Below are 13073 nucleotides of genomic sequence, written 5' to 3' on the forward strand. Positions count from 1 at the left end.
GCGACTAGGCATCGCCATAGGAAATGCAGGCGAGAAGGAGTTCCCTTGTGTTTTCCTTCGTCATTTCGACCGGGTTTCCGCCCGTGCTTGGATCCCGCAAAGCACCTGCGACAAGGCGATCAATGTCCGGGTTTTCGATGCCGAGCGCGGTCAGGTTTTTCGGTATGCCAAGCGACGCATTCAACTCGTCGACATAGGTGCAGAAACCGTCAAAACCGCCGTCGATATCCAAATATCGAGCAGCCTTTTCAATGACGCCGGCGATGGCCGGTTTGTTGAACTGAAGCACGGCGGGCATGCAAACGGCGTTGGTCGTGCCATGGTGGGTGTGATGTATGGCGCCAATCGGATGAGAAAGCGCATGAATGGCCCCCAGACCCTTTTGAAACGCCGTGGCTCCCATGGCAGCGGCAGACATCATGTGCGCGCGAGCCTCGATGTCATTTCCGACAGCATAGGCACGCGGCAGATAGTCTTTCACCAACCGCATCCCCTCCAACGCAATACCTTGAGACATCGGATGGTAATGTGGAGAACAATAGGCCTCAACGCAATGAGCGAACGCATCCAGACCAGTGCCGGCGGTGATGAAGTTGGGCATGCCGACAGTCAGTTCCGGATCGCAGATCACCACCGTTGGCAGAAACTTGGGGTGAAAGATGATTTTCTTTTCGGCCGTCTCGGAATTGGTGATCACCGAGGCGCGACCGACTTCAGAGCCAGTGCCCGCCGTCGTGGGAACCGCGACGATCGGGGCGATTGCATCCGCATCGGCCCGCGTCCACCAGTCGCCGATATCCTCAAAATCCCAAAGCGGTCTGGTTTGTCCGGCAAGAAATGCCACCAGCTTCCCCAGGTCCAGGCCAGAGCCGCCCCCAAAGGCGATCACGCCGTCATGACCGCCATCGCGATAGGCTTTCACCCCGGCTTCAGCGTTCTTTTCGTTCGGGTTCGGATCAACATCGGCAAAGATCGCACGGCCCAGACCGGCGTCCTCAAGCAGGTCCTGCGTTTTGGTAGTGATCGCCATTGAGGCAAGACCCCGGTCGGTAACCAAAAGGGGTTTCTTGATCCCCGCAGCTGCGCAAGCGTCAGCGATCTCGGATATCCGGCCTGCGCCAAATCGAATGGCCGTGGGATAAGACCAGTTTGCTTTGATGCTCATGTCGTCAGACTTTCTTGAGGTGATAGGATTTGGGACGGGTTAGATTGTGATAGCCAATGATCGACAGTCCGCCGCCGCGCCCGGTATCCTTGCAGCCGGTCCAGCACAAACCCGGATCAAGATAATCGGCACGGTTCATGAACACTGTGCCGGTGTCTATCTTATCGGCAATCGCCTCGGCGCGTACCGTGTCTTGCGTCCAAAGTGAGGCCGTCAGACCAAAGTCGCTGTCATTCATCAGCCGGATCGCCTCGGCGTCATCCTTGACCGGCATGATACCGACGACGGGGCCAAAGCTCTCTTCGCGCATGACGCGCATCTCGTGGGTCACGTTCGTCAGAATTTGCGGCATCAGATATGCCCCGCCGTCTTCGGGGAAATCGGTCGGGTCGATATGAGCCCTTGCCCCCGCGGCAATAGCCTCGGCGGTTTGGCTGCGAACCGCATCGGCGAACCGCACATTCGCCATCGGCCCAAGCGTAGTTTCGGGGTCAAGCGGATTGCCCAGTTTGTAGCCGTTCACAATGGCAACGGCTTTTTCCACGAAGGCGTCAAACAAGCTTTCGTGGACGTAAATGCGTTCTATTCCGCAACAACACTGGCCAGAATTGAACATCGCACCGTCGATCAGAGTATCCACTGCTGCGTCCAGGTTGGCGTCGTCCATGACGTAACCGGGGTCCTTGCCGCCAAGCTCCAGTCCAAGCCCGGTGAAAGTTCCGCTGGCAGCAGCCTCCATCGCGCGGCCACCTCCGACGGAACCTGTGAAATTCACGAACTCGAAGGCGCGGGAAGCAATCAGGTCTGACGTCGTTTGGTGGTCAAGGAAAACGTTCTGAAAAACGTCCGCAGGGACGCCCGCCGCGTAGAACGCCGCGACCATACGCTCACCCACCAACGGTGTCTGCGAAGCATGTTTGAGCATGACCGCGTTGCCTGCAATCAGAGCCGGCGCCACGGTATTGATCGCGGTCATGAACGGGTAGTTCCAAGGCGCGACGACCAAAATAAGCCCGTGCGGTACGCGCTTGATGACCCGGCGAAAGGCGTCGCTGTCCTCGATCTCGATCGGGGCCAACGCCTCTTGTGCAATCTGCGCCATGTAGGTCGCACGCTCGCTGAAGCCGCCGAATTCCCCGCCATAGCGGATCGGACGGCCCATTTGCCACGCAAGTTCAGGGACGATCTCGTCGTTCATCGCGCCCACGGCCGCAACTCCCGCCTGGACCAATGCGATACGTTCCGACAAGGGGCGCGCCGCCCATTTCTTTTGCGCCAAACGCGCACGGGCAACGGCCTCATCGGCTTGGGTCCGCAACAATACCTCGCGTGTGACATAAACCGAGCCATCAATCGGCGAGATGCACTGGATTGTCATGACTTTAAGCCCTTTCAAAGCCGCGCGCGATTTCCCAATCGGTCACCACACGGTCAAATTCCTCAAGTTCCCATGTCGCGGCGCGGACATAGTGATCGACCACCGCATCGCCCATCGCCTCGCGAAGCATGGATGATTGATACAGCGCGTCCTTCGCATCGCGCAGATTGCGTGGAATGTGTTCCGAAGTATCGTCGAGATAGGCATCGCCTGCATAAGCCGGGGGCAAGACCAATTCTTCCTCGATCCCCTTGAGGCCTGCGGCTAGCATCGCGGCTTGCGCCAGATAGGGGTTCATATCGGCCCCCGGAATACGGCATTCAACGCGAATGCCCGGGCCGTTTTCACCGACCAGGCGATAGGCTGCGGTACGATTGTCCACAGACCAGATTATGCGGGTCGGCGCGAACGTTCCCTTGGCAAAGCGTTTGTAACTGTTGACGTAAGGTGCCAGGAAATACGTGTAGTCGGCGGCATATTTCAGCAAGCCAGCCATGTAGTGATCCATGATTTCCGATTTCCCGAGCGGTCGGTCGGGGTCGAAAAAAGCAGACTTGCCATCCTTCCAAAGAGACTGATGAACGTGGCTGGCCGAGCCGGTCCGGTCATGATGCCATTTCGGCAGAAATGTCGCGGCGTGACCCTGTTGCCACGCGATTTCCTTGACCGCATGTTTCGCTATGGAATGATGATCGGCGCAGGCAAGCGCATCAGCGTACTTGATGTTCAGCTCTTCTTGTCCAGCCTCTGCTTCGCCTTTGGTCCCTTCGACCGGGATACCCATGGCATAAAGATGGTTGCGCAACGGGCGCATGACCGCCTCTTCCTTGGTGGTTTGCAGAATGTGATAATCTTCGTTGTAATCGCTGATCGGTGTCAGCTCACGAAACCCGCTTTTTGTGATCTCGCTGAATGACTTCTCGAACAGAAAGAATTCAAGCTCTGTCGCCATCGTCGACGTCAGCCCCATTTCAGCCAAGCGCGCGATCTGTTTTTGCAGCATTGCGCGCGGAGAATGGGCGATTGGCTTGTGGTGATGATCTAAGGCATCGCACAGGACCATAGCGGTGCCCTCAAGCCAGGGAACAGGGCGCAGCGTGGTGAGATCAGGCTTCATGATGTAATCGCCGTACCCCTGCTGCCAACTGGTCGCGGCATAGCCGTCGGGGGTCGCCATTTCGATATCCGTTGCCAGCAGATACGTGCAGCAATGCGTTTCGTCGTATCCGCTCTCGACAAAGGCCTGCGCATGGAAACGCTTGCCCATCAAACGCCCCTGCATATCAACGAGGCACACAAGAACCGTGTCAATTCCACCGTCTGCAACGCGGGATTTCAGATTATCGAAGGTCATTTTGTCGGGCATGGCGTGTCCATTTCAATCTGGAGTGGGGGCCGCGCGTGCGCGACCCCCGACGTCTGTTCAGGTGTAACGATAAGGCCGTCCGGCCTTGACCATATCTGCGTTGTATTTCTTGAAAATATCAACAACGCGTCGCTTGGTCTCGGACTCTGCGGCGATCTCTTCCCAGAAGACCTGCGCAGCCGTTTCGACGGTCGCCCATTCTTCGTCCGGGATTGTCGTGAGCTCCAACTTGGTGCCGTTGACCCGCAGATTGGCTTCGCCACCCCAGTACCACCATTGACGATAGTAATGCGACTGGTCACAGCATACCCGGAACAGCGTTTGCAGGTCTTCCGGCAATTCATTCCAACGATCCATATTGGCAAAAAACGACCCGGCCCATGCGCCGGAGATATTGTTTGTCAGGAAGTAATTCGTCACGTCAGCCCAACCAACGGTGTAGTCTTCGGTGATGCCAGACCAGGCAATCCCGTCCAACTCACCCGTCTGCACGGCGACTTCGATGTCTTCCCATGGCAGGTTGACCGGCACGACGCCGAACTGGGTCAGGAAGCGCCCAGCGGTCGGGAAGGTAAAGATGCGCTTGCCGTTCAGATCCGCAAGGCTGCGGATCGGGTCTTTGGTGGCAAAGTGACACGGATCCCAAGCGCCTGCCGAGATGTGTTTGACACCGACTTTTGAATATTCCTCGTCCCAGATCTCGTTCAGTCCATACTGGTTGAACAGCACGGGCACATCGAGTGAATAGCGTGAACCGAACGGGAAATAGCCCCCGAATACAGTCACCTCCGTAGGCGACGCCATCGAATCGTCGTCCGATTGCACCGCGTCGATCGTGCCGCGCTGAAGCGCCTGAAACAGCTCACCCGTCGGGACCAGTTGATCTGCATAGAACAACTCGATCTGCATGCGATCGCCTGCGATCGTGTTGAACATCTTGATCGCCGGGTCGATCACCTCGGCGGCAAGCGCGGCGCCAGCATAGGTTTGCATACGCCAGGTGATCTTGCTTTGAGCAAGTGCCGGAGTCGCCAGCGAGGCCGCAGGAAGGACGGCGGCACCTTGGATGAATTTACGTCTTGAAGTCATGTTTTCTCTCCTTGGTTAAATGATGACCACCTGAACGGCGGTTCTATTATTGTTTGTTGTATACGTAGTCAGGAAGCCATGTGGCGATGCCCGGGAAGATCATCACAAGAACCAGAGCCAGCACCATGATCATGACAAAAGGCGTAATGGACGCATAGATGTCCCGGATCGAAATCTCCGGCGGCGCCATGGCCCGCATCAAGAACAGATTATACCCAAACGGCGGCGTCATATACGCAATTTGCGTCGTGATCGTATAAAGAATGCCGTACCAGATCAGATCAAAGCCAAGCGCTCCGACCAGAGGCACATACAAAGGTGCCACGATCACCAGCATGGCGGTATCGTCCAGAAACGTGCCCATCAGAATGAAGCTGAGTTGCATCAGGATCAGGATCATCCACGGGCTGAGGTTCAGGCGCTCGGTAAAGACGCTCTCGATGGCTTTCACAGCTCCCAACCCGTCGAATACCGCGCCAAATGCCAAAGCCGCGAGGATGATCCACATGAACATGCAGGTAATGCCAAGCGTATTGCGGACCGAGTTTTCGAAAACTTCTCGCGTCATGCGTCCCTTGAGGACCGCCGCCACGAAAGCGGCCAACGCCCCGATCGCCGAGCTTTCGACCAGTGAGGTCCAGCCATTCACGAAAGGCACCATCATGGTTGCGAAAATGACAATCGGCAGCAGTCCAGCGCGCAGGAGGCGCAGCTTTTCGGCGCGCGGAATATTGCGCTCTTCGGCCGGTAACACCGGCCCCAGAACCGGGTTAATCCAACAGCGCACAACGATGTAGACTATGAACAACCCGGCCATCATCAGACCAGGAAGAACGCCTGCCAACCACAACTGACCGACAGGTTGCCGCGCGATCATCGCGTAAAGAACCAGCACGACCGAGGGCGGCACAAGGATACCCAGACTGGATCCAGCCTGAATAACGCCCGTCACCATCCGCTTGTCATAACCCCGTTTCAGCAACTCCGGCAGAGCGATTGTCGATCCGATTGCCATGCCCGCGACGCTCAATCCGTTCATCGCCGAGATCAGCACCATCAGGCCAATCGTTCCGATCGCAAGTCCCCCGCGCAAGCCCCCCATCCAGACGTGAAACATCCGGTAAAGGTCATCGGCGATCTTGCTCTCCGACAGCACGTAACCCATGAAAATGAACATCGGCAGCGTCAGAAGCGGATACCATTTCATCAGCTTCATCGCTGCGGAAAAGCCAATGTCAAAACCGCCCCTATCTCCCCACAACAAAAGCGCCGCGACGACCGCGATAAAGCCGATTGCCCCAAAAACGCGTTGTCCGGTGAGCAGCATCAGCATCATTGATGAGAACATCAGTATCGCAATCAATTCATACGACATCAGATCGCTTCACCCTTGATACGCAGGTAGTCCTTGAAAAATTCCGAGATGCATTGGAGCAGCATCAGGAACATGCCCAAAACTATGACCGCCTTGATCGGCCACAAATAAGGTCGCCACGCGGTGGACGATCGCTCCAGCCGTCCGAGCTCTTCTGCGCCCGTCACCAGCCCTCCGAGGTACGAAAACGGCTCGCTCCCCCAGTATCCCAGCGAATAGGCGGTCGAACTGACTGCCCCATAAAGCAGAACACAAAGGTAGAAAATCAAAAGGCAGATGGTGAACAGGTCGAACCACGCTTTCTTTTTCGGAGACCAGTCGCCATAGAACAAATCCATGCGCACATTGGACCCAAGCTGGACCGAGTAAGGACCGCCAAGAATGTAATAGGCCACCATCACGAACTGCGCCATTTCCAGCGTCCAAAGCGACGGCACAAAAAACGCCTTGCTGATCGACGACCACAGCAGGATCGCCATGAGGGCGAAAATGCCGTACATCATCACACGTCCCACGCGCAAGTTCACTGCATCCACGATGCGGATATACCCATGCATCAGGCGTGACACTTCACATCCCCCTGAATCCCGATCAAAGCCACTGCATCCACCAGCCAACCGGCAATCATCGCGCCAAAGTTTTCTTGTTGCTCGGTCGAAGCGATAAGGTCGTTCCGGATTTCCAGCATGACATTCAAATGCCCGTCCCTGATCGCGTGTTCCTTCAGTGTATGCGTCACACCGTGTTCCGGCCCATAAGGCTGGTTGCGCTGCACATCAGCGCGTGTATGCGCATCAGCCGTTTGCAGCATGGCATCCGCCAGCCGGGTATCGCTGTCATGCAGGACACCGATTTCAACCGTGCGCAACGCGCCGTGATACACCGGCGTAAAACTGTGAACGGTCACGATAATCGGTCGGGTCATCTGCTGTATCGTCCGGCTCAGGGCCGCGCGGAAGGGCAGGTAGTAAGCCGCCACACGCTCATTTCGATCAATGGCGCTCAGGGACCTGTTTCCCGGCACTTCGATCACCTCGCTGCGCTCCGGCATCGCGTCGGGCGCCTCAGGCGGGCGGTTGCAATCGTAAACCAATCTGGAGATTCTGCTTGAAACAAGCGGCGCATCGAGGTGCCTGGACAGGCTTTGCGCAACGCCCAGCGCCCCCGGATCCCAGGCCGCGTGGCTCTTGCGGTCATCAGCCGACAGCCCCAATCCATTGAAACGTGCCGGAATGTCATTTGAGGCATGTTCGCAAACAAGAACAACGGACGATGAGCCACCGGCATTCGCCAAGGAAACGCAGCCATCTTCTGTTTTGATGTCACGGTGTTTCATTTGCCCTCCCGCTCGATCAACCCTCTTGCCAAAACAGGCATCCGTCAACACAATAATGAAAATTATATAACAATCGAAACGGGTATGTTATTTTATCGATCAAAAATAGGGCGACCAAATGAACGAAGCGCGGCTCACAATTTCAGATCGCATCCAAAGCCAGTTGGATGACCTGACGCGCGCCGAGAGTCAGCTCGCCCATTCGATCCTGGAAAACTACCCTGCCTCTGGCCTTGGGCCGCTCAGCGCGCTTGCGAAAGACGCCGAAGTCTCGGTGCCGACGGTCGCCCGCATGGTCCAGAAACTCGGGTTCAACGGATACCCTGAGTTTCAGGCGGAACTGCGCGAAGAGCTTAAAGCAAAGGCCAAGGACCCTATCTCCAAGCATGACAGCTGGGCAGACGGTGCGCCGTCCGAACACCTGTTAAATCGTCTTACCGATGCCGTGATTGACAATATCCGACATACGCTGGGTCAGATCGATCCCGAGGATTTCGACAAGGCTTGCGCACTCAGCGCCGACACCACCCACAATCTTTTCATCGTTGGAGGCCGCATCACACACACGCTGGCGGAATATCTGTTCCTGCACATGCAGGTGATCCGACCGAAGATCACGCATATCCAATCCACCTCAAACGCCTGGCCGCACTATCTGCTGGACGTTAAGGAAGGCGATGTCTTCATCATTTTCGACATGCGCCGCTACGAAAACAACACGCTCAAACTGGCTGAAATGGCGCATTCCAAAGGCGCAAGAATTATCCTTTTCACCGACCAGTGGCGATCGCCTGTGCATCATCTGGCCGAGATCAGCTTTAGCTGCCGGATCGTCGTGCCGTCCGCCTGGGATTCTGCCGCAACACCTTTGTTGTTGCTGGAAACGATGATCTCAAGCGTTCAGGGCCTGACCTGGGGCGACACCAAGGATCGAATGGAAGCATTGGAGGACATGTTCGATCAAACAAAGCTATTTCGAAAGTTCACCTAGGCCACATGCGCGCCAGCCAGCCTCAATTCGAACCCTCCGAAAGCAACATCAAAGCGCCGGCTCACGGAGTTCTCTCCAGCGATGGCACGCGACGAAGTGCTCGATTCCCGCAGTCTCCATTGCCGGCCCTTCGACGCAGCAAAGGTCAATCGCATGTGGGCAACGGGTCTGAAACTTCCATCCCGGCGGGGGATTGGTCGGTGAGGAAATTTCGTCTTCCAGCATTTGCGCGCGGCCGCGGTCGTCTGGATTAAGAGAAGGATTCGCAGACAGCAAAGTCGTCGTATTGGGATGACGCGGGTTAGAAAACAGCGTTCGTGTCGGCGCTGTTTCAATAACGCGCCCCAGATACATCACCGCAGCAAGTCACAGACATGGGCCACAACGCTCAGGTCACGCCGGGCACATGCGAACCTGTTTTCCAAGGCCGCGTCTGTGTCTCGCATCTTTCACCAATCAAGAAAGCTCGGCTGACCCACGTCCTGAGCTGACTTCGATGCCGCGCTGAAATCAGGAATGTAGCTCGATCTAGAAGGTTGGCGGGGTGCACACACTGACCACGCGGCAGCTCACCAAGCCGTTATTGCGAAATCGGTGCGGCTGACGGCTTTCAAAGAGATACCCCTCGCCCGCTTTTAGCACTCTGACCAGATCGCCGACCGTGATTTCAATCTCGCCTTCAATGACAATACCGGCCTCTTCACCCACATGCGACATCATCTCGGGACCGGTATCTGCACCTGGCGGATAAGACTCATCCAATAACTGTATTGAGTGCGTGCTGGCGTCCCCAAGCTGGCGCAACGACAGGCCACCAAAACCGGCTTGCGGTGCAACCTCCAGGAATTCTTCCGCGCTGTAGAAGATCTTGTTGTCGGTGCCTTCCTCGATCGTGGCAAAAAACTCGGCGATGCTCATGGGAATCGCATCCAGCAAGCTTTTCAGCGAGGCAACTGAAGGGCTCGTCTTGTTCTTTTCGATCAATGAGACCGTACCATTGGTCAGCCCCGCCCGAGCGGCAAGTTCACGCTGTGACAACCCTCTTTCTTTTCGGATTGATTGCAGTCTCTTTCCAATGTCCACGCCGGAACCTTTGAATTTGTTTGGAATTCTTCCGTTAAAGCAACGTAATATATCAAAGTGGGGATTAATACCGTTTTTGCTGCACAATCCCTGACTGCGTCAGACGGTCACTCCTGACCCCGAGACGAACCATCGCATTTGCATTGACAGCTAAATTAAACGTATTATGAGAATTTTAAACACCCCAGAATTGGCCTGTGTTGTCTCTAATAAGGATACCTTCCGAAATGACGACCAACGTAAAAAAGAAATCCCGCAAACCGGCGTCCAAGCGCCAGGCAACCATTTCCGTGGTGCCTGACGTCGCTCGGGCCGCAACAACGAATGACGGTCTGATCGCCCGCCGTGAAGCTGCCGTCGCACGCGGCGTGGCTTCGGCTGCACCGATCTTTGTCCAGCGTGCCGAGAACGCCGAGCTTTGGGACGTCGAAGGCAACCGCTTTATCGATTTCGCCGGCGGCATCGCCGTGCTGAACACCGGTCACCGTCACCCCAAGGTCATTGCTGCCGCGAAGGCGCAGGAAGACCATTACACACACACCAGCTTCCAGGTAGTCCCCTACGAGCCTTACGTCGCATTGGCCGAGAAGCTGAATGCATTGGCACCGGGTGACCACGCCAAGAAATCACTGTTGGTGACGACCGGCGCAGAAGCCGTCGAGAACGCTGTCAAGATTGCGCGGGTCGCGACGGGTCGCCCCGGCGTTATCGCTTTCACCGGCGGCTATCACGGACGCACGCTTTTGACGTTAGGCATGACGGGGAAAATCTCGCCTTACAAGAAAGACGTTGGCCCCTTCCCTTCAGACATCTTCCGAGCGCCATTCCCGAGCGTGCGAGACGGCATAACCGTTCAGGATGCACTGACTGGCTTGCAGAACCTTTTCCTGACGGATGCACAGCCCGAGCGCGTTGCGGCCATCATCATCGAGCCCGTTCTAGGCGAAGGCGGGTATACACCTGTTCCATTCGAGATGATGCAAGCATTGCGCGACATCTGTGACACGCATGGAATCATGCTGATCTCCGATGAAATCCAGGCGGGCTTCGGCCGCACTGGCACATGGTTCGCAATTGAACATTCGGGCGTTGTGCCCGACCTGATCACTGTCGCGAAATCCATGGCTGGTGGCTACCCGATCGCCGGCGTTATCGGCCGGGCAGACGTCATGGACGCCGTCATCCCCGGCGGATTGGGCGGAACATACGGCGGAAACCCCGTCGCCTGTGCCGCCGCTCTTGCCGCAATTGAGGCAATTGAGGAAGAGGGCCTGCTGGCCCGTTCGACCGCTTTGGGCGAAACCTTCCGCGCACGCTTTGCCGATATTGGCGCGCGCGTCGCACCCTACCGGATGTGGGACATTCGCGGCCTTGGCGCGATGCTGGCTGTTGAATTCGTGACCGACTTCGATACAGCGACCCCCGACGCCAACCTGACCAAGGCGGTTGTGGCTCATGCATTGAAGCGGGGCCTCATCTTGCTGGCCTGCGGTATGCACGGCAACGCCCTGCGGATCATGGTTCCGCTGACCGCTTCGGATGAGATTATCGAAGAAGGTCTGACCATTTTCGAGGCGGCACTTGCCGATGCACTGAACGATCTGCTCTGACATTCCCCCAAGGAACTGAGCAGGAAGCAAGAGGCGGACCTTCGGGTTCGCCTCTTTTCGTATCATTCAAGAGCAGCAAACTGCGAAGCATCCGCCCGCGCCCAGCGCGCGTGATAGCCTCCGGGATCGTCCTTTGATGGCTCCAGAAGCGCACCAATCCCAAGACTGTAATACGCTTCATCCCCGGCCACCATTTGCGCGTCCGACTGCCGGATCATCAAATGGCGCGGCTGGAACTCGCCCGGGTTCGACAAACCCGCAGCCCCCGTCATCTCGCCCAAAGCTGCCAATGTGTTCCTGTGGAACCGCGCGACACGCTGGCTTTTGTCCTCGGGGTCAAGGGCACGTTGTCGGAGCGCGTCCTGTGTCGCGACACCGACCGGGCAATGATTTGTGTGGCAGGCCTGAGCCTGTATGCACCCGATTGCGAACATGTAACCCCGCGCTGAGTTGCACCAATCCGCGCCTGTCGCAAGCGCCCGCGCTATGTCAAAAGCCGAAACGAGCTTACCTGCAGCACCCAGCTTGATCTGATCCCGCAGGCCTGCACCGCGCAGCGTATTGTGCACGAACGTCAGACCTTCCATCATAGGCATCCCGACGTGATTTGCGAACTCCAGCGGGGCGGCACCCGTTCCCCCTTCGGTGCCGTCGACCACGATGAAATCCGGAACGATCCCGGTCTCTAGCATGGCTTTGACAATGCACATGAACTCGCGGCGATGGCCAATGCACAGCTTGAAACCAACCGGCTTGCCACCCGATTTCTCGCGCAGGGTGCCGATGAACTGCATCATTTCCAAAGGTGTGGAAAATGCCGAGTGACTGGCGGGCGAAACGCAGTCTTGCCCCATAGGCACGCCCCGCGCCTCTGCGATCTCCGGACTGATCTTTGCGGCAGGCAGCATCCCGCCGTGACCGGGTTTCGCGCCCTGGCTCAGCTTCAGTTCGATCATCTTGATCTGCGGCTCTGCGGCCTGCACGGAATATTTGTCGACGTTGAACGTGCCATCGTCATTGCGGCATCCAAAGTAGCCCGATCCGATCTCGTAAATCAGATCACCGCCGCCTTCGCGGTGGTATCGGCTGACCCCGCCCTCGCCCGTATCCTGAGCGAAGCCTCCGATTCTCGCCCCCTTGTTCAGCGCGGAAATCGCGTTGGCGGACAATGCTCCGAAACTCATCGCCGAGATATTGTAAATAGAGGCCTCATAAGGCTGCGCGCAGGCCGGCCCGCCGATGGTGACCCGGAAGTCGGTGTCTGTCAGGTGTTTCGGCATGACCGAATGGGTGACCCAGGCATAACCGGCATCATAGACCCGCATGCGCGAGCCAAAAGGGCGCTTGTCCTCCATGCCTTTTGCCCTTTGATAGACCAGCGATCGTGCATCCCGGCTGAACGGTTCCTCGTCCTGATCGCTTTCGATGAGATACTGCCGAATCTCCGGGCGAATACCTTCAAACAAAAAACGCATGTGCCCGATGACTGGGTAGTTTCGCAGGATCGAGTGACTGCTCTGGACAACATCGACAACCCCCAGCGCGGTAAGCGCGGCGAATAAAATCAACGGAATCAGAGCCCACGCAGTCCAAAACAACCCGATGAGAGATGCGATGGTCAACAAACCGCAAAGTGCGAAAGCGGTGAAGCGTCCAAGGTCATATTTGATTTGCATGGTC

12 protein-coding genes are annotated in these 13073 nt (G+C 56.9%); 2 read left to right on the forward strand and 10 right to left on the reverse strand.

What is annotated here, in order from left to right; genetic code table 11:
• Window positions 1-4: 4 nt before the first annotated feature.
• Genes BOA8489_RS08990 through BOA8489_RS09020 form a run of 7 tightly spaced genes read right to left on the reverse strand, consistent with a single transcriptional unit; the run spans window position 5 to window position 7709 of the window.
• A complete protein-coding gene (locus BOA8489_RS08990) occupies window positions 5-1165 on the reverse strand; it encodes an iron-containing alcohol dehydrogenase (RefSeq protein WP_093973693.1) in 1161 nt (386 codons plus the stop codon).
• 4 nt (window positions 1166-1169) lie between these two features.
• On the reverse strand, window positions 1170-2543 hold the full coding sequence (locus BOA8489_RS08995; protein WP_093973694.1) for an aldehyde dehydrogenase family protein: 1374 nt from the start codon (window positions 2541-2543) through the stop codon (window positions 1170-1172).
• Between the two features lie 4 nt (window positions 2544-2547).
• Window positions 2548-3909 carry a glutamine synthetase family protein gene (locus tag BOA8489_RS09000; protein WP_093973695.1) on the reverse strand — a complete coding sequence of 454 codons (1362 nt, stop codon included), beginning with the start codon at window positions 3907-3909 and terminating at the stop codon, window positions 2548-2550.
• Window positions 3910-3966: 57 nt separating this feature from the next.
• Window positions 3967-4998 carry a TRAP transporter substrate-binding protein gene (locus BOA8489_RS09005; RefSeq protein WP_093973696.1) on the reverse strand — a complete coding sequence of 344 codons (1032 nt, stop codon included), beginning with the start codon at window positions 4996-4998 and terminating at the stop codon, window positions 3967-3969.
• Between the two features lie 46 nt (window positions 4999-5044).
• Complete coding sequence (locus BOA8489_RS09010; RefSeq protein ID WP_093973697.1) at window positions 5045-6373, reverse strand: TRAP transporter large permease; 1329 nt, start codon at window positions 6371-6373, stop codon at window positions 5045-5047.
• Window positions 6373-6930, reverse strand: coding sequence for a TRAP transporter small permease subunit (locus tag BOA8489_RS09015; protein ID WP_093973698.1), 558 nt, complete (start codon window positions 6928-6930; stop codon window positions 6373-6375). Before BOA8489_RS09015 ends, BOA8489_RS09010 begins: the two co-directional genes overlap by 1 nt.
• Window positions 6930-7709: an N-formylglutamate amidohydrolase gene (locus BOA8489_RS09020; RefSeq protein ID WP_093973699.1), complete on the reverse strand. Its 780-nt coding sequence runs from the start codon at window positions 7707-7709 to the stop codon at window positions 6930-6932. The genes BOA8489_RS09015 and BOA8489_RS09020 overlap by 1 nt, the downstream gene beginning before the upstream one ends.
• A gap of 118 nt (window positions 7710-7827) precedes the next feature.
• On the opposite strand from BOA8489_RS09020, the gene BOA8489_RS09025 reads away from it, so the two are divergent.
• A complete protein-coding gene (locus tag BOA8489_RS09025) occupies window positions 7828-8700 on the forward strand; it encodes a MurR/RpiR family transcriptional regulator (RefSeq protein ID WP_093973700.1) in 873 nt (290 codons plus the stop codon).
• A 48-nt stretch (window positions 8701-8748) separates the two neighbouring features.
• Here the strand turns inward: BOA8489_RS09025 and BOA8489_RS09030 are convergent, their stop codons facing one another.
• A complete protein-coding gene (locus tag BOA8489_RS09030) occupies window positions 8749-9054 on the reverse strand; it encodes an oligopeptide/dipeptide ABC transporter ATP-binding protein (RefSeq protein ID WP_245813750.1) in 306 nt (101 codons plus the stop codon).
• 174 nt (window positions 9055-9228) lie between these two features.
• Entirely contained in the window at window positions 9229-9783 is a 555-nt protein-coding gene (locus tag BOA8489_RS09035; protein WP_093973701.1) for a cupin domain-containing protein, read from the reverse strand.
• A gap of 227 nt (window positions 9784-10010) precedes the next feature.
• Between BOA8489_RS09035 and gabT the strand changes: the two genes are divergently transcribed.
• The gene (gene gabT / locus BOA8489_RS09040) at window positions 10011-11393 is read left to right on the forward strand and encodes a 4-aminobutyrate--2-oxoglutarate transaminase (RefSeq protein ID WP_176440249.1); all 1383 of its coding nucleotides are present in this window, start codon (window positions 10011-10013) and stop codon (window positions 11391-11393) included.
• Window positions 11394-11455: 62 nt separating this feature from the next.
• Here gabT and BOA8489_RS09045 read toward each other — a convergent pair whose 3' ends face one another.
• Entirely contained in the window at window positions 11456-13069 is a 1614-nt protein-coding gene (locus BOA8489_RS09045) for an FMN-binding glutamate synthase family protein (RefSeq protein WP_093973805.1), read from the reverse strand.
• Between the last annotated feature and the right edge of the window lie 4 nt (window positions 13070-13073).

Source organism: Boseongicola aestuarii (genome assembly GCF_900184815.1).
In the GTDB taxonomy this organism is placed as follows: domain Bacteria; phylum Pseudomonadota; class Alphaproteobacteria; order Rhodobacterales; family Rhodobacteraceae; genus Boseongicola; species Boseongicola aestuarii.